Genomic DNA, 16571 nt, shown 5'->3' with positions numbered 1-16571 from the left:
CCTGGAGCGATCAAAACCTTGAGCTTAGCAGCGATCCGGGTGCGCGCTGCAATACATTGCAGCGCACGTTGCATTTTTCTGATGAGATCGCCGACGCGGCGCGGTGTCCGAGCGCTAGCGCGCCTCGAACAAGCCCTGCGGGTATTCTGGCTTTTGCTCACGCGCCATCAGCGCCTTGAGGCCTTCCACCGGCGTCACTTCGCCGTGAAGCACGGCGCGCACGCCCTTGCTGATGGGGAGATCAAGGCCATGCTTGTCGGCCAGGCGCACGACTTCGTCCACAGTGACGACGCTTTCGACCACCTGACCGATCTGCGCCACTGCTTCATGGATGCCGACGCCCTGCCCCAAGGCGACGCCCAGGCGCCGATTGCGCGAGAGATCGCCGGTACAGGTCAGCACCAGGTCACCCAGGCCAGACAAACCCATCAAGGTTTCCGGCCGCGCACCCAGGGCCATTCCCAAGCGCAGCATTTCGTTCATGCCACGGGTGATGAGGCCGGCGCGCGCGTTGAGGCCCAGCTGCATGCCATCGGCGACGCCGGTGGCAACCGCAAGCACGTTCTTCATCGCGCCGCCCAGTTCGGCGCCGAGCACATCGTTGCCGGTGTAGGCGCGGAAGTTCGGTGCATGCAACAGCACAGCAAGCTGCTGGGCGAATGCTTCGTTCTCCGAATGCACGGTGACGGCGCTGGGCATGCCGGCGGCGACTTCGCGGGCGAACGAAGGCCCGGTGATGACCGCGGCAGCGCGGCCGGGCAGCTTCTGCGCCACCAGTTCATGCAGGAAGCGCCCGGTGCCGGGCTCGAAGCCCTTGGTCGCCCAGGCGATGTTGGTGCCCGGATCGAGCAGGGGTGCGATCTCCTCCAGCATCTGCGCGAAAGCATGGCTGGGCACCACGATCAGCACCACCGTGGCAGCGCGCACTGCGTTGGCCAGATCGGGCTCGAACGCGAGGTCGGGCGGCAATTGCAGGTCCGGCAGGTAGCGCTGGTTGCGATGCGCAGCCGCCATCGCGGTCAGGGCCGCGGCGTCACGGCCCCACAAGCGCGTGGGCACGCCATTGCGGGCAGCCAGCGCGGCTAGCGCGGTGCCCCAGGACCCGGCTCCCAGAACGGCCAGGATCGGCTGGTCGGTCATGTGTCCGGTGCCTGTTCGCTCAGCTATTGAGCGTGGGAGCCTCGCCGCCAGAGGCCATGCGGCGCTGCTGTTCGGCGTACAGGGCTTCGAAATTGATCGGCTGCAGCAGGAACGGCGGGAAGCCGCCCTCCTGCACCAGGCTGGAGATCACTTGACGGGCATACGGGAACAGCAGGTTCGGGCAGTAGCTGCCGATGATGCCGGCCTGATCGAGCTCGCTGAACCCGGCAATGCCGAACAATCCGGCCTGCTGCACTTCCGCCAGGTAGGCAGTGCGGTCGTTCAGGGTACAGGTCAGGGTCAGGGTCAGCACCACTTCGTAGATATCGTTGCCCAGGCCGGTGGCGCGCTGGGACAGATTGAGCTGGACCTGGGGCGCCTCGGCGATCTCGCCGACTTCCTGGAAGATCTGCGGCGCGTTGGGCGCCTCGAAGGACACGTCCTTGACGTAGATCTTCTGCAGCACGAGCTGCGGCTGGTTGGCTTGGCCGCCGGCCAGGCCATTGGCGGTGATGTCTGCCATGGTATCCCTCGGTTCGAAAGGCGGAGCGCTGGAAGCGCAAAGGAGAGGATTGTTCCATACATCCGCGTCGGTCGCCATGTCGGACAAACCAACTGATTGCACATGCGGCTGTTTTTACCGGATAATGCACGGCTCGCCCCTATCGACCCGGCTCGCCGGGCATGTCCGCGACGCGATGCGGACCTCACGACAACGGCGACAAGCAGCACCCTCCAGCATCGCGTGGCGCATGGCGCCGCTGGGCCGATGTCGCCCTGGCCAACGGGCGGTTTACGAATTTACGGAGGTCATCATGGCCCGTGTATGCCAAGTCACCGGAAAAGGTGTGCAGACCGGCAACAACGTCTCGCACGCCAACAACAAAACCCGCCGCCGCTGGTTGCCCAATCTGCATGAGCGTCGGTTCTGGGTTGCCAGCGAAAACCGCTGGGTGAAACTGCGCGTCTCCAACCAGGCGCTGCGCACCATCGACAAGAAGGGCATCGAGGCCGTGATCGCCGACCTGCGCGCCCGTGGCGAAAAGATCTGAGGAGCATTGAGTCATGTCCAAGAGCAAGAGCGACAAGATCCGTCTGATCTCCTCGGCCGGTACCGGCCACTTCTACACCACGCAGAAGAACAAGAAGAACACCCCGGACAAATTTGAATTCAAGAAATACGATCCGGTTGTGCGCAAGCATGTGATCTACAAGGAAGGCAAGATCAAGTAATCGATCTGTCTTGCGATATTGAAAGCCCGCCTTCATGGCGGGCTTTTCTTTTGCCTGCTTGCCGTTGTCGCGGCGAGCTTCGATGATGGGGCGATGGAATCGTCCGACGCTCTCTTCCCTGGCTTGCTGGGCAGCGCAGCCTGGCAGGCATTGCCCGAACCCGTGCAACGCATGCATGGCTGGGCAGCCCATGTCGCGGCGCGCGGCGAGGCCGACGTCGAAGGCGCGCACAACCCGCTGGCGCGCTGGTTGCGCAAGCTGCTGGGGCTGCCTTCGCCCGGTACGAATCAGGCGCTGGAGTTCTTCATCGAGCGGCGTGGCAGCCAGGAAACCTGGACCCGGCGTTTTGCACACGGCGAAATGCGCTCCGTGCTGGATCGAGGTACCGACCGCACGCAGTTGATCGAGCGGCTCGGTCCGGTGACGTTGCGTTTCGTCTTGCATCACGACGCTGGCGGCATCGATTGGCATTTGCATCGCGTATCGGCGTTCGGCCTGCCGGTGCCGCGCGCATGGGCCGGTGCGGTGCAGTCGCGCAGCAGTGCCCACCAGGGCCGTTATGCGTTTGCCATCGACACGCAGCTGCCCCTGGTCGGTCGACTGGTGGCGTATCGCGGCTGGCTGGAAATCACGCACGATGACTGAAGCTCGCGAGCAACCCGTAGTTGTCTACGACGGCGTCTGTCTCTTGTGCAGCCGCTGGATCCGCTTCCTGCTTCGCCACGATGACGCGGGGCGCTATCGCTTCGCGGCGATGCAATCGGACAGCGGACGCGACCTGTTGCAAGCGCACGGCCTGGATCCGGAATCGCCGTTCTCGATGCTGCTGGTGGAGAACGGCCGAGGCTATACCGACACCACCGCGATTGCCCGCATCCTGCACACGCTGCCGCAGCGGCGATGGCGCTGGTTGAGCCGCGCCATCCTGTCGTTGCCCACGCGCTGGCGCGATGTCGGCTATCGCTTCATCGCGCGACACCGCTATCGGCTGTTTGGACGCAGCGAGCAGTGTTTCGTGCCCGCTCCCGAACAACGCGCCCGCTTCATGCCGTGAACGTTTCCACGCGTGTGCTGACGGCATAGTCCGAAAGCGCCGCGAGAGCTTCATCGAGATCGAACAGGCCCATGCAAGGCATGGCGCCGCTGCGGTCGAGCGTACCGTCCGCCAGTTTTCTTGCCAGCACGACCGCGGGTGTCGCTGGAATCTGCGGGCCATCGCCGGCATCCGCGTGCAACAGCCAACGGCACAGGGTCATGTTCGATTGCGCATCGTATCCGCGCAGTTCCACCACCATGCCGCCGCTATCGCTGCCTGCATGCGGAAACCATTCGCTGATGCGGCGCAAGCGGCGCGCATGTCGCGCCAGATTGCGCAGCAGTCCCAAGCGCACCAGCCACGCAAGCAACCACGTGCTGAAATGCAAACGGCGCAATTCCATGCCCGCACGAAAAATCACGCGTCGCACGCCCGGATAACGTTGTGGAAACAAAGCAAGATCCGGTACGTCGCATACGCCGACCCAGCGGGCCCCGCCCATGAAGCGCATCCGCCGCGTGGACAACCAACCAAATCCGGACTGCCATGCCCCCTCCCGCCAAAGCGATACGGGGCGACCGCAATAGCCAAGAATGGCGGCGACGGTGGCATCACCGCGCGGCGTCTGATGGCCGGGACTGATAGCGTGTTCGATGGCGTCCAGCGAAGCAAAGTGCGAACGCATGGCATCGACCGCTGCACTGCTCAGCGCCGGCAACGTCGAGGCGCCGCTGATCACCAGCTTGCCGGCCGCTCGTGCTTGCGCATCCAAGCTGACAATGCCCGCGACGAAGTCACGGCCGTCAGCCAGGTCCACATAATGGCTGTCGCACGCCAGGCAAGCTTGCGCAACGCGATAGTCCTGACCCTGAAACGGACCGGCCGCGTGGATCACCAACTGCGGCGCATGCTTTCGCAAGGTGTCCTGCAGATTTCCGGCATCGACGTCGATCACGGCCAGCTTGATCGATGCGTCGCCGATCTCTTCGCGCATACGCTCCAGCGTTACACGGGTCCGCCCGGCCAGCGTGAGCTCGAAACGCGCATCATGCGCCAGCCGCGCGGCAATCCGCGCACCGAAGACACCGGTGGCTCCTATCACCAGCACGCGCAGCGCCATGCGATCTCCCAAACAAAAAGCCCGCCATGAAAGCGGCTTTTTATAACTTATCCGAGTTGGCCGCACATCTGGCCAACACCATCCGCGAGCACTGGCGAAACACCTCGCAAAGTGAACAAGTCGTTTTACCTATTCTCACGTAATCCTGATCCTACATAGAAAAAGAGTTCGCTGACTTGACCCGTTCTTTTTCAAATTTATAGGGTGGACCTAACACGAAAGCGAATAGGAACAAGGGAAATCCATCAACTCATGATGCGAATGGAACAGAGCGATGCATACATCAAGAATATCGCAATACGCACCGATGGCCCTCTTAGCGCTGACGATATCCGCGCCACTCGAGCTCTGCGCCGCTTCACCCGCCACTGAAAAAGTCATAGGGAACTATGTAACCCCTATTGCTTCAGAAGGTAAATATCGAGTGTACATGTGTGACTTCTGCGGCGATGAACTCGACCAAAGATTCAAGCAACTAATCGGGAAAACCAGCTATAGCGGCGAATGGTACGTCGTAGATATTCCCGACGGTGAAGTTCATCGATATACCGTTTACAGGAGTAGGGAGCGAGCCAACATCAAAGAAGAACCTGTTGATGAAGAGACAAAGAAATACATTAAAACGAATCAGGAGCTCTTTAACACCAACAACCAGTCATACGACGTCAATCTCACCATAAAGGTGGATCTGCCGAGCAAGTAATAGCAAAAGTGCAAAAGCATTTTTCATGAACAAGGAGTTAGAAATGAAGACTGTCTTAAAAGCGGCGTCTTTTGCTGCGTTAACTCTTTTATCCAGCGCAGGGAATGCCGGCGAGTCAAACAAACCCCAAAAAGCAATGACAATTGTGGTATCAGCTGCCAGCAGCGAACAACAGGTGTATCGCTGCGACGTATGTACAAGCATGGCGCAACTTGATTCGTGGTTCAGAATCGCCATGAATGGTTCCGCTTACACCGGCGAGTGGTGGGCGGTAAACTTCCAAAATGGCCTTGTTAAACACTATCAAGTAGATCGACCCGGAGGAAGTTTATCCATAACGGTGCTCGATGTTGATCAGAATACTCAAAATTATGTAAATGCCGTTCGCAACATGTCCTACATAAATTTTGGGAACACCTTAATAGTGCTCAATGCATATTACGACGCCAGCGATAAGATAGTACTGGGACCCTGGGACGGTAACTGACCTACCACCGGAAGCATCCCCTCCTCCTATACAGGTCGCGTACTTGAAGGTGGCTCCCCCAACGCTTCGATTAATGATGCGAATGGTCGAATTAGTGCTTACGACACCATTGTTAACGATGACGCACTGAGACGCACCCAAGCAAGCATTCTAGATTCCGTCAACAACCTGAAAGGTGGCGTTACCTACGTGCCGAATGCACTTTACAACGGCACCGCAATGCTTCTGGCCACCTTGAGCTCATCAAAGCTCAAACTCCCTGCATTCGTGCTTCAAATCGTCGTCAGATTTCCGGATGGCAGTAGGCGCACCTTTGTGTACGATGGAAACTTAAATCAATACACGCCCGTTTCCGGAACGGCAGTAGATAGCGACGGCAATTTAATTCCCGAAAATGCCAGGATGTTTGCAGGACTGCCCCCAGCGCAAATCAATCAATACCGCTTTCCTTCCCCAAACTACAATTTCCAAAACTTTATGTTTCTCGGGAATTCGTGGGGCGTGGCAATGAACCCCACGGTTACAGTCGGCAGAACCGTCACGTGCGCCTCGAAGCCTACTGGCATAATTTGCAACGGCAAATGACAACGAGCTAAAGAAAAAGCCCGCGTTGAACGCGGGCTTTTTCTTTATGATGCTTGGTCGCCTAAATCAACCGGCAGCCACCGAGTATCCTTTCAACCGCTGCGCGAATTCCTGCAGCGCGCGGATACCGCTCTGCTCGGCTTCCACGATCCACTGCTGCAAGCCCTTCAGCGCCTGATCGGCACCGCGCTGCTCCATCAGTTCGGCCAGGCGGTTGCGGAATTCGCACACCGTGTTGAGTGCGGGACGCTTGGCCAGCACGGCCTGCATGCGCTCGCGGCCATCGCCATCGAGCCAGCGACCGCCATCGGCGAGGGCACGACGCAGGCGACGCGGGATGGACTTGATGCTTTCGCCCGCATGCTGCGCTTCATCGCGCAGGGTGGGCACGATCACGTTGCGGTAGTAATCGGTCATCGCCTGGAAGCGATGAGTGAGCACGGCTTTGAGCGTATCGGCGTCAGGCAGGTGCACGTTCGGGCGTGTGTCCAGCGTGGGCGCCACGCGCAGCACCTTGGCCAGCCCAACCTTGCGCAGCACGCAGATGGCCGCCCAGCCGATGTCGAATTCCCACTTGCGCAAGGCGAACTTGGCGGAGCTGGGGAAAGCGTGATGGTTGTTGTGCAGCTCTTCACCGCCGATCCAGAAACCCCACGGAATGAGGTTGGTGGCCGTGTCGGAGCTTTCGAAGTTGCGGTAGCCCCACCAGTGGCCGATGCCATTGACGAAGCCCGCGGCCCAGAACGGGATCCACGCCATCTGGATACCCCAAATGGCCAGGCCGACGACGCCGAACAAGGCGACGTTGATGATCATCATCAGCGCCGGGCCCCAATACGGGTGGCCGGAATAGACGTTGCGCTCGACCCAGTCGTCGGGTGTGCCGCGGCCGTACTTTTCCAGGTCTTCCTTCACCAGGCTGGCATCGCGGTACAGTGCCACGCCATCCCAGAACACCTTCTTGATGCCGTAGATCTGCGGGCTATGCGGATCTTCTTCGGTTTCCACCTTGGCGTGGTGCTTGCGATGCACGGCCACCCACTCCTTGGTCACCATGCCGGTAGTGAGCCAGCCCCAGAGACGGAAGAAATGGGAGATGGACGGATGCAGGTCGATGCCGCGATGCGTCTGGCAGCGGTGCAGGTAGAGCGTGACGGTAAAAATGGTGATCTGCGTGACTACCAAGAGGTAGACGAGGATCGCCACCCAACCCGCCTGGCTCAGACCGCCGGAAAGGAAATGAAGCACAGCATCGAGCATTTGAAGAAGTCCTGGAGCAAGAAAAAGCAGTCTAGTCGAGGGCGTCCGTACCCACCAGCATGGACGCCGTTACGGAAATGATAGGACCCTAGCACGTCGATTCCCGTTAAACCGTGACGATAAACGGTTGTCTGCCGGATGGGGTCACCCCGACAATCATGCAATGAACGCGCCTAAACCTGCTTCACCTCCCGTACTGGAACTTGAAGACATCGCCCGCCAGCGCGCGGGACGCCCGGCCGTACACGCTCTTTCGCTACGCCTGGAAGCAGGCCAAATCCTTGGCCTGCTTGGCGTCAACGGGGCTGGCAAGTCCACCACGCTGGCGATGATCGCCGGGGCGCTACGGCCCGATCGCGGGGCGATCCGTGTGCAGGGCCGGGATTTCCTGGAGTACCCCGAACTGGCTCGACAGGCCATCGGCTGGCTGCCGGAAAGTGCCCCGCTGTGGCCGGAACTGACCGTGCGCGAACACCTCGATGCCCATGGCCGCCTGCGCGGTCTATCGGGCGTCCCACTCAAGGACGCCTGCGACGCGGTGCTGGAACGGCTGGAGCTGAAAGAGCTCGCCCGCCGCCTTGCGGGCGTGTTGTCGCAGGGGCAGCGCCAGCGCCTGGGCCTCGCCTGCGCCCTGCTGCACCGTCCCCCACTGCTGGTGCTGGATGAACCGGCCAACGCGCTCGATCCAGTGCAGGTCGTGGCGCTGCGCCAGCTGCTGCGCGAGCAGGCGGCTGCGGGCACCGCCGTGATCCTTTCCACCCATCAACTCACTGAAGTCACGGCCGTGTGCGATCGCGTGGCGATCCTGCACGAAGGCACGTTGCGCCACGATGCACCGCTGCCCGCCGATCAGCACGCTGCGCTGGAAAAAACCTTCTTCGACATCGCCGCCGCCGGCAGGACCCACGCCGCATGACACTTTTCGCTGTGACGCGGCTGGAACTGCGCCGCCTGTTCGTGCGCCCGCTCGGCTGGGTGATTGCCGCACTTTCGCTCGCCGAACTGGGTTGGCGATTCGCACTGTTGCTACAGATTTTTCTGCTCAATCAAGTACGCCTCGCCGCCCTGCCCGACGGGCCCGGCTACACCGACCTGGTCGCTGTGCGCATGGACAGCAGCTTCATCACGGGCAGCCCATTGCCGTTCGGTGTTATCGAGCTGGCGCTGCTGCTGGTTCCCTTGTTGACGATGTCCACGCTAGCCGGCGAACGCGCCGCCGGGACCTTGCCGCTGCTGTTCGCCAGCGGGCTTTCGGCCTCGCGCATCCTGCTTGGCAAATACCTGGCCGTACTGATGTGGCTGGCGCTGTGGTTGCTGCTCGCACTCGCCGTGCCGGTCAGTCTCGCGCATGGCGTGATGTTGGACTGGGGCAAGCTCGCCGCCGCCACGCTGGGGACCTTCCTTGCGCTCGCCGCGCTCGCCGCCATCGGCGTGGCGTGCTCGGCGTTCGCTTCGCATCCTGCGGTGGCGGCAGTCGCTGCGCTGATGATCGGTCTGGCGCTCTACTGCATCAATCTGGGCGCGCAGCTCGCCGGCATCGACAGCGGTTTCATCAATTGGCTGGCGATGAGCACGCATCAGGAAACCCTGCTGCGCGGCTTGGTATCGAGCGCGGATGTGGTGTGGTTCGTGTTGGCCGTCGCAGTCGCGCTGGCGCTTGGCACACATCGATTGGCGGCGGACAGGGAGCGCAACTGATGAATCCCCCTCTGATGCGTCGCTTCCATGGCTGGGTATTTGCCGTGCTCGTACTGCTTGGCGCCGGCGCGATCGGCTATCTGACCGCACGTCACGATCATGTTGCGGATTGGACCTACAACAGCCGCGTGAGCATGTCGCCCGAAACGCGCGCGGTATTGGCCAAACTCAGCGGCCCGGTCGACATCGTCAGTTATGCCAGTCCGCAGGGCGATTTGCGCCAGACCATTGCCGCGGTACTGCAACGCTACAGCCAAGCCAAGCCGGATCTGCACCTGAGTTTCGTCGATCCGCAGAAAGATCCCGCAGCGATGCGCAACCTCGGCATCACGGTGGATGGTGAGCTGATCCTGCATTACCACGACCGCGAGCAACGCCTGGACACGCTCACCGAGCGCAGCCTGACCGATGCGCTCGAGCGCCTCGTGCGCGGCAACGATCGCATCGTGGCCTTCGTTACCGGCGACGGCGAACGACGCGCGGACGGTGTCGCCAACGCAGACCTCGGCACCTTCGTAGCGCAACTGGAACACAGCGGCATGCGCGCGGTGCCGCTGAATTTCAGCCAGGCCGCAGCCGTGCCGAACCAAACGGACCTGGTCGTGCTGGCCGGTCCACAGGCGGCGTTGTCACCCGGTGCAAGCAAAGCGTTGGCCGATTACCTCGGTAGCGGCGGCAATCTGCTGTGGTTGGCCGACCCGGGCAATCTTGATCCGAGCCTGCAACCGCTAGCCGATGCATTAGGCATACGCGTGCTGCCGGGCGAACTGATCGATGCGTCGTCGGCAGCACTTGGCATGAAAGACCCGCGCATGATCGTGCTTGGTGACTACCCGCCCAGCACCATCACACGCGGCTTCACGCTCAGCACGCTGTTTCCCGAAGTGGCTCCGCTGGCGCAATCGCGCAAGAGCGAATGGAAGCTTGAGCCGTTTCTGCGTTCCAGTCCGCAAGCCACCACGCAAGCACTGGGCGGTAACGCCGCCGTGCCGCTTAAGGGCCCGCTCGATTTTGGTTTCGCACTCAGCCGTCTGTCGCCAAGTCCGGCGAAGAACGAGCAGCGCGTGGTGGTGATCGGCAACGGCGATTTTCTTTCCAACAGTTATCTCGGCAACGGCGGCAATCGTGCACTGGGCGAACGCATTTTCGACTGGTTGCTGGGTGACGACGAACTCATCAACATGCCCGCACGTGGCGCACCTGACCGCGTCCTCACGGTTTCGCAGAGCGAGCTGAATGTTCTGAGCATCAGCTTCATGCTCATTCTGCCGGTGCTGTTGCTGATCATCGGCGGCGTCATTGCATGGCGGAGGCGGCGCGCATGAAACGCGCCGCGCGGCGGCAAATCGGCTTGCTGGTAGCGGTCTGCGCCTTGTTGATCGCCGCATGGTGGCAATTGCGTAGCGATGAAAATGCCGCGCCCGGCAGCCTTTTGTCACTCAAGCCGGAGGCGATTTCACGCGTGGATCTGCAAATGGGCAATGCGCCTGCCGAGCATTATGTGAAACGGGGCAAGCACTGGTGGCGTATCGGCCAGGCCACATCGACGCGCGCCGATGATCTGCGACTGGGCGAGCTGGTACGTATTGCCGCCGCACCGGTGCAAAGCTGGCAACCAGCCAACCACTACGATCCGTCGAAGATCGGACTTGCGCCAGCCCAGGCCAAGCTGGCATTGGACGGCCAAACCTTGAGTTTCGGCAGCATGACGGCGGTTGGCCAGAGCGTTTACGTACAATCGGGTGAACGCGTGGACATCGTATCGCTGCGCTACATGCCGCGCTCCGCGCAAAGCACATCCATTCAGGCGCCGTAACATGCCCGAATTGCCTGAAGTTGAAACCACTCGACGCGGCATCGCGCCGCATTTGATCGGGCGGCGCATCCGCACTGTCACGCTGCGGCGCGCGGATCTGCGCTGGCCGATTCCGCCTGAAATCAGCGAACTCCTGCCCGGCCAACGCATCGATGAAGTCGAACGGCGTGCCAAATATCTATTGCTGCATACCCATGTCGGCAGCGCGTTGTTGCACTTGGGTATGACCGGCGTGTTGCGCGTATTGCCACCGGATGTACCACCCGGCCTCCACGATCACGTCGACATGGCGTTGGAACCTCTGCAAGGCGAACGCCCTCGCATCCTGCGCTTCACCGATCCACGGCGGTTTGGCTGTCTTTTATGGCAACCGCCCGGCACCACGCACGAACTGCTTGCCGAACTGGGCCCGGAACCGCTCACCGATGCGTTCGATGGTAATGTGCTATGGCGACGCTCGCGCGGGCGCAAGGCGGCGGTGAAGCTATTCTTGATGGACAACGCCATTGTGGTCGGCGTCGGCAATATCTACGCCAGCGAAGCCTTGTTCGCCGCCGGCATCGATCCGCGGCGCGCCGCCGGCAGCATCTCGCGCGCGCGCTATCAGCGTCTTGCCGCAGAAGTGAAACGCATTCTGGCGTGGGCGATCGAACGCGGCGGCACCACGCTGCGCGATTTTCTCAATCCCGACGGTGCGCCCGGTTATTTCTTCCGCGAGCTGTTCGTGTATGGACGCGAAGGCGAACCGTGCAGAGTATGCGGCACGCCGATACGGCAGCAGGTGATCGGGCAACGCTCCACATTCTGGTGTCCGCGCTGCCAGAGATGACAACAGGCGCTTACATCAGCCTTCGTCCGGCCAGACATAAGCAATGTAACTGTTGTTGAAATCCGGGTCGCCGCGATGGCCGCCCAGTTCGGCGACCAGCGGATGCGCCATGCCTTCCACTTCCAGCGCCTGCCCGTCCTCGAAGTGCGCGCCCAAGGCCTGCATTTGAATCAGGTTCTCGCACAGCACACCGGCGTGATTGATTTTGTCCGTGGGCACATTGCGCACGCTGACATCCGGACGGCCAAACTTGCGCATACCGCGCGTGTGCACCCACTGCTTGCCGGATTGCTCATCGTCGTCGCACATGATCAGCACGTGGCTGCGCAAGGGCGCACCATCCCTGACGAGGTAACGGTGACGCCAGTCATCGGCGCCGAGCAGGCTCAGGATCTGCGCGTCGACAATCGCCTCGCCGCCGATATCGAGCAAACCCGCCAGCACGCCGAACGTATCGCGCAGATAGCCGGTATCGGGCGTGTCTTTCAATTGCCCGCGTATCACCATCACCTGCGATGCCGCGATCGCCTTGGCATACGCCTCCGGCGCATCGTCTTTGAACATGTCACCCAGTGCGCCCTTCAACGGATAGCCTTCCCAATCCTTGAGCACGCTGTTGTGATAGCTGGTTGCCTCCATGCCTTCGGGCAGGCCGTCGCTTCCGTAAGGCGCGGAGGGTACGCGTGTTGGCTTGAAATTGCCGAACACGTAGAAGTGCAGCACGATTTCTTCCTCGCTCGGTTGCCAGTAGGGGCGCTCCCAGGCGGGAAAGGGAATGGGTTGGGTCATACGGATGTTCCTTAATCCAGCGGAAGGCTCGGTTGCCTCAGTTCGATGCGACCTTGTCCCCGGGTGATCTTCTTGAACTCGGCGCGGCTTACCGAGACATAGCGTTCGTTGCCGCCGATCTCAACCTGCGGCCCCTCGGTAATCGCCCGTCCCTGTTCATCCACGCGCACTACCATGGTCGCCTTGCGGCCGGTATGGCAGATGGTTTTGATCTCTTCCAGGTTATCGGCCCAGGCAAGCAGATAGCGGCTGCCTTCGAACAATTCGCCGCGAAAATCCGTGCGCAAGCCATACGCCAGCACGGGAATGTTGAGCTCATCGACCACATCACTGAGCTGCCACACCTGGGCCTTGGTCAAAAATTGCGCCTCATCGACGAAGATGCAATGCAGATCGCCATGCGCGATCCTATCCGCGCGCACCTGAGCCAGCAGATCCGTCTCGCCGGTGAAGCGCTGCGCGTGCGAACGCAGCCCGATGCGCGACGCGACCACCCCTTCGCCGTAACGGTTGTCCAGCGCGGGCGTGAGAATCATCGTGCGCATGCCGCGCTCGTAATAGTTGTACGCGCTCTGCAGCAAGTTGGTGGTCTTGCCGGCGTTCATCGACGAATAATAGAAGTAGAGCTTGGCCATGGTCGTGCCGGATCGAGCTGGACGGGCATGGTATAGCCGGGTGTAGGGGATGGGTAGTGGTGGACCCCAGGGATCCCTGACGCAGGCTCGCCGGCGCTATCCGCTTACAGGCCACCGGGTCCTCGGCCAAGAACGGATCAGGGCATCCTCGCCCGCCACTCGCCCCTCGTCCCGCGCCTTGTTACCATCGTCCGCTCGCCGCGCTCATCAGGCCTCCATGCTCAACCCCCAACAACTGGCCGCTGTCGAGCATGTCGACAGTCCGCTGCTGGTGCTCGCCGGCGCCGGCTCCGGCAAGACCTCCGTCATCACGCAGAAGATCGCGCATTTGGTGCAGCGCCGTAAGCTCGCCGCATCCAAGATCGCCGCCATCACCTTCACCAACAAGGCCGCGCGCGAGATGCGCGAGCGCGTAGCCAAGCTGGTGAGTGCCGATGACGCCCAGGCGCTCACAGTGTGCACGTTCCATGCGCTTGGCCTGAAATTCCTGCAGATCGAGCACGCGCGTGCGGGTTTGCGGCGCGGCTTTTCGGTGCTGGATGCCGATGACAGCGAAAACATCGTCAAAGAACTCGCACCCAAAGGCGCCAAGCCTGATGTGCTGTTCGGCCTGCGCAACCTGCTCAGCCGCGCCAAGAACGGCGGCCTCTCACCGGATGAAGCGCTGGCGGCGGCGCGCAGCCCGCGCGAGCTGGAAGCGGCGACCCTTTATCAGCTCTACCAGCAGCGCCTGGCCGCCTTCAACGCGGTGGATTTCGATGATCTTATTCGCCTGCCGCTGCGCATTCTCGAAAGCGACGAAGAGTGCCGCGGCACTTGGCGCGAACGCCTGCGTTACCTGTTGGTGGATGAATACCAGGACACCAACGACGCGCAGTACCGTCTGTTGAAAGCGCTCACCGGTGAACGCGGCAGCTTCACGTGCGTGGGCGATGACGATCAGTCCATCTATGCATGGCGCGGCGCCAATCCCGAAAACATCGACCAGCTCGGCAAGGATTGGCCGAGCCTGCGTGTGATCAAGCTGGAGCAGAATTACCGCTGCGGCAAACGCATCCTGCGTGCGGCCAACTCGATCATCGCCAACAATCCGCATCTGCATACGAAGAAGCTGTGGAGCGAACATCCGGAAGGTGCGCCGATCCGCGTGATCGAATGCAAGGATGCCGAGCACGAAGCCGAACGTATCGCAGGCATGGCCGGCACCTTGGCTGAAAAACACAAAGTGCGCTGGCATGACATGGCGATTCTGTATCGCGGCAATTTCCAGGCACGTCCGCTGGAAAAAGCGCTGCGGCTTGCACGCGTGCCTTATCACTTGACCGGTGCGCTGTCTTTCCTCGATCGCGCGGAAGTGAAGGACTTGCTTTGCTATCTGCGCCTGCTCACCAATCCCAGCGATGACGCCGCGTTTTTGCGGGTGGTGAATGTACCCAAGCGCGAAATCGGCGCAACCACACTGGAAAAGCTCGGACAGATCGCGCAGACCAAGCATTGTTCATTGCTTGAAGCCACCCGCAGCGACAGCGTGCTGCGCCAGCTCAGCCCGCGACCCGCGGCGGCGCTGGCCTCATTCTCCGAACTGCTGGATGAACTGCGCAGCGCGTCGTTGCATGAAAGCGCTGCCGACCTGGTCGATCGCGTACTCACCCGCACGCACTACGCCGCGCACATCGCCACCAGCACGCCGGATACCACCTTGCGCGATCGTCGCATGGGCAACCTGAGCGAATTGGCGGAGTGGTTCCGGGCCATGCAAAAAGGCGGCAATAGTGCGGGCGATCTTGCTTCACAGCTCGCCTTGCTCACGCACGCCGACCGCGACGAACCCGGCAATGCCCTGCGCATGATGACGCTGCATGCCGCCAAAGGCCTGGAGTTTCGCTTCGTGTTCATCGTTGGCTGCGAAGAAGGCACGCTGCCACACGACGGCGCCGTGGACGAAGGCCGCGTCGACGAAGAGCGCCGCCTGATGTATGTGGGCATCACCCGCGCCAAGGAATTGCTGACCCTATCGTGGTCATCCAAAACCAAGCGCTACGGCGAAATCCACAATAACCAGCCCAGCCGCTTCCTGCATGAACTACCGCAGGACGACCTGCATTGGGAAGGCAAGGATCCGGAAGCCGACAAGGAAGCGGTGCGCGAAACGGCCGAATCGCACATGGCGAAAATCGCCGCAATGCTAGCGGGCAACTGAGGCGACGCCATGACCGATCATTGCTTCTCTGACGAACAACGCGCGGGCCTCTATCGCGCCATCCACGAACGCCGTGACGTGCGTTCGCAATTTTTGCCCGACCCCATTTCACCAGACGTGCTCGCGCGGCTGCTCAAGGCCGCGCACCATGCGCCATCGGTGGGTTTCATGCAACCGTGGGACTTCGTGATCATCGAACGCATCGAGATCAAGCAGGCGGTTAAAGCCCTGTACGACGAAGCGAACGCCGATGCCGCCGGCAACTATGCCGGCGAACAAGCCACGCAATATCGGCGATTGAAGCTCGAAGGCATCGTCGACAGCCCGATCAATCTTTGCATCACCTGCGATCGCCAACGCGGCGGCCCGCACGTGCTCGGCCGCAACACGATGCTGGATACCGACCTGTTCAGCACCTGCCTCGCCGTGCAGAACCTGTGGCTGGCAGCCCGCGCGGAAGGCATCGGCGTGGGCTGGGTCAGCATCGTCGATCCACTGAAGCTGGCGCAAACGCTGGGATTGCCCACGCATGTGTATCCGCTGGCTTATTTATGCCTGGGCCACGTCAGCGAGTTCCTGCCCAAGCCGGAACTGGAAATCACCGGCTGGCGCTCACGACTGCCGCTGGAGCAATTGCTCCATGGCAATACGTGGGACAGCGGCATCGATAACGAGGCCTTGATGGCGGCGATACGAAATTCGCAAGCGTGAAGCGTGCGCGGTACCGCGAGGCGTTCAGGACGAGGCGTTGATGGAGCGCAGCAACGTGTCCTACGCCTGAAAAAGTCGACGCTGATGTTCTTGTCGCATGCGTGGCCTTTCACGATACGTGATCGGCATGACGCACCAGTTCCCAGACAACCTCGATGTCCTGGTGACGCATGCCGAAGATATCGTCCAACAGGCTAAGCCAGCGGGGTTGGTAGCGGCGATACGTGGGCAGCACATCGCCCTTGCGGAAGCGTCGTTTGTGCAGCACCAGGCCCTCTTCGATGCGGATGCACCATTGCCCGCTTTCCGGGCAACGCAGGCCGGTTTTT

The 16571-nt window shown here is 61.3% G+C and carries 20 protein-coding genes and 1 pseudogene; 14 read left to right on the top strand and 7 right to left on the bottom strand.

Annotated elements, in window-relative coordinates:
• Window positions 1-114 precede the first annotated feature (114 nt).
• Together DWU98_RS20935 and secB are read right to left on the bottom strand one after the other, a co-directional pair.
• Window positions 115-1140, bottom strand: a complete 1026-nt coding sequence (locus DWU98_RS20935; protein WP_115497530.1) for an NAD(P)H-dependent glycerol-3-phosphate dehydrogenase — start codon at window positions 1138-1140, stop codon at window positions 115-117.
• Between the two features lie 19 nt (window positions 1141-1159).
• Window positions 1160-1663, bottom strand: a complete 504-nt coding sequence (gene secB / locus DWU98_RS20930) for a protein-export chaperone SecB (protein ID WP_115497545.1) — start codon at window positions 1661-1663, stop codon at window positions 1160-1162.
• A gap of 292 nt (window positions 1664-1955) precedes the next feature.
• Between secB and rpmB the strand changes: the two genes are divergently transcribed.
• The 4 genes from rpmB (at window position 1956) to DWU98_RS20910 (ending at window position 3427) form a co-directional block, all read left to right on the top strand.
• The gene (gene rpmB, locus DWU98_RS20925; protein ID WP_026635436.1) at window positions 1956-2192 is read left to right on the top strand and encodes a 50S ribosomal protein L28; all 237 of its coding nucleotides are present in this window, start codon (window positions 1956-1958) and stop codon (window positions 2190-2192) included.
• Window positions 2193-2205: 13 nt separating this feature from the next.
• The gene (gene rpmG, locus DWU98_RS20920) at window positions 2206-2373 is read left to right on the top strand and encodes a 50S ribosomal protein L33 (protein ID WP_026635435.1); all 168 of its coding nucleotides are present in this window, start codon (window positions 2206-2208) and stop codon (window positions 2371-2373) included.
• Window positions 2374-2466: 93 nt separating this feature from the next.
• Window positions 2467-3018 carry a DUF4166 domain-containing protein gene (locus tag DWU98_RS20915; protein ID WP_115497544.1) on the top strand — a complete coding sequence of 184 codons (552 nt, stop codon included), beginning with the start codon at window positions 2467-2469 and terminating at the stop codon, window positions 3016-3018.
• Window positions 3011-3427, top strand: coding sequence for a thiol-disulfide oxidoreductase DCC family protein (locus DWU98_RS20910; RefSeq protein WP_115497529.1), 417 nt, complete (start codon window positions 3011-3013; stop codon window positions 3425-3427). Before DWU98_RS20915 ends, DWU98_RS20910 begins: the two co-directional genes overlap by 8 nt.
• Here DWU98_RS20910 and DWU98_RS20905 read toward each other — a convergent pair.
• The gene (locus tag DWU98_RS20905) at window positions 3417-4529 is read right to left on the bottom strand and encodes a saccharopine dehydrogenase family protein (RefSeq protein ID WP_115497528.1); all 1113 of its coding nucleotides are present in this window, start codon (window positions 4527-4529) and stop codon (window positions 3417-3419) included. The two genes, DWU98_RS20910 and DWU98_RS20905, sit on opposite strands and share 11 nt — an antisense overlap.
• A gap of 274 nt (window positions 4530-4803) precedes the next feature.
• Between DWU98_RS20905 and DWU98_RS20900 the strand changes: the two genes are divergently transcribed.
• From DWU98_RS20900 to DWU98_RS21805, 3 genes are all read left to right on the top strand, one after another.
• Window positions 4804-5232 carry a hypothetical protein gene (locus tag DWU98_RS20900; protein WP_147293401.1) on the top strand — a complete coding sequence of 143 codons (429 nt, stop codon included), beginning with the start codon at window positions 4804-4806 and terminating at the stop codon, window positions 5230-5232.
• Between the two features lie 25 nt (window positions 5233-5257).
• Window positions 5258-5719 carry a hypothetical protein gene (locus tag DWU98_RS20895; RefSeq protein WP_115497526.1) on the top strand — a complete coding sequence of 154 codons (462 nt, stop codon included), beginning with the start codon at window positions 5258-5260 and terminating at the stop codon, window positions 5717-5719.
• 189 nt (window positions 5720-5908) lie between these two features.
• Entirely contained in the window at window positions 5909-6304 is a 396-nt protein-coding gene (locus DWU98_RS21805; RefSeq protein ID WP_147293400.1) for a hypothetical protein, read from the top strand.
• Between the two features lie 66 nt (window positions 6305-6370).
• Here the strand turns inward: DWU98_RS21805 and DWU98_RS20890 are convergent, their stop codons facing one another.
• The gene (locus DWU98_RS20890) at window positions 6371-7564 is read right to left on the bottom strand and encodes a DesA family fatty acid desaturase (protein ID WP_115497525.1); all 1194 of its coding nucleotides are present in this window, start codon (window positions 7562-7564) and stop codon (window positions 6371-6373) included.
• Between the two features lie 163 nt (window positions 7565-7727).
• On the opposite strand from DWU98_RS20890, the gene DWU98_RS20885 reads away from it, so the two are divergent.
• Genes DWU98_RS20885 through mutM form a run of 5 tightly spaced genes read left to right on the top strand, consistent with a single transcriptional unit; the run spans window position 7728 to window position 11907 of the window.
• On the top strand, window positions 7728-8480 hold the full coding sequence (locus DWU98_RS20885) for an ABC transporter ATP-binding protein (RefSeq protein ID WP_115497524.1): 753 nt from the start codon (window positions 7728-7730) through the stop codon (window positions 8478-8480).
• Window positions 8477-9262 carry an ABC transporter permease gene (locus tag DWU98_RS20880; protein WP_115497523.1) on the top strand — a complete coding sequence of 262 codons (786 nt, stop codon included), beginning with the start codon at window positions 8477-8479 and terminating at the stop codon, window positions 9260-9262. Before DWU98_RS20885 ends, DWU98_RS20880 begins: the two co-directional genes overlap by 4 nt.
• A complete protein-coding gene (locus tag DWU98_RS20875) occupies window positions 9262-10587 on the top strand; it encodes a GldG family protein (protein ID WP_115497522.1) in 1326 nt (441 codons plus the stop codon). Before DWU98_RS20880 ends, DWU98_RS20875 begins: the two co-directional genes overlap by 1 nt.
• Complete coding sequence (locus tag DWU98_RS20870) at window positions 10584-11078, top strand: hypothetical protein (RefSeq protein ID WP_115497543.1); 495 nt, start codon at window positions 10584-10586, stop codon at window positions 11076-11078. Before DWU98_RS20875 ends, DWU98_RS20870 begins: the two co-directional genes overlap by 4 nt.
• A gap of 1 nt (window position 11079) precedes the next feature.
• Window positions 11080-11907: a bifunctional DNA-formamidopyrimidine glycosylase/DNA-(apurinic or apyrimidinic site) lyase gene (gene mutM / locus DWU98_RS20865; protein WP_115497521.1), complete on the top strand. Its 828-nt coding sequence runs from the start codon at window positions 11080-11082 to the stop codon at window positions 11905-11907.
• 15 nt (window positions 11908-11922) lie between these two features.
• Here the strand turns inward: mutM and DWU98_RS20860 are convergent, their stop codons facing one another.
• Both DWU98_RS20860 and DWU98_RS20855 read right to left on the bottom strand, forming a co-directional pair.
• The gene (locus DWU98_RS20860) at window positions 11923-12696 is read right to left on the bottom strand and encodes a hypothetical protein (protein ID WP_115497520.1); all 774 of its coding nucleotides are present in this window, start codon (window positions 12694-12696) and stop codon (window positions 11923-11925) included.
• Window positions 12697-12707: 11 nt separating this feature from the next.
• A complete protein-coding gene (locus DWU98_RS20855) occupies window positions 12708-13331 on the bottom strand; it encodes a thymidine kinase (RefSeq protein ID WP_115497519.1) in 624 nt (207 codons plus the stop codon).
• Window positions 13332-13548: 217 nt separating this feature from the next.
• Between DWU98_RS20855 and DWU98_RS20850 the strand changes: the two genes are divergently transcribed.
• Together DWU98_RS20850 and bluB are read left to right on the top strand one after the other, a co-directional pair.
• Window positions 13549-15531, top strand: a complete 1983-nt coding sequence (locus DWU98_RS20850; protein WP_115497518.1) for a UvrD-helicase domain-containing protein — start codon at window positions 13549-13551, stop codon at window positions 15529-15531.
• A 9-nt stretch (window positions 15532-15540) separates the two neighbouring features.
• Window positions 15541-16242, top strand: a complete 702-nt coding sequence (bluB, locus tag DWU98_RS20845) for a 5,6-dimethylbenzimidazole synthase (RefSeq protein ID WP_115497517.1) — start codon at window positions 15541-15543, stop codon at window positions 16240-16242.
• 109 nt (window positions 16243-16351) lie between these two features.
• Here the strand turns inward: bluB and DWU98_RS22045 are convergent.
• Window positions 16352-16571: pseudogene (locus tag DWU98_RS22045) on the bottom strand (SEL1-like repeat protein); the annotation flags it as partial.

The sequence above is a fragment of the Dyella monticola genome (genome assembly GCF_003363155.1).
Taxonomy (GTDB): Bacteria; Pseudomonadota; Gammaproteobacteria; order Xanthomonadales; family Rhodanobacteraceae; genus Dyella_B; species Dyella_B monticola.
This window is presented reverse-complemented; position numbering and strand designations above follow the sequence as displayed.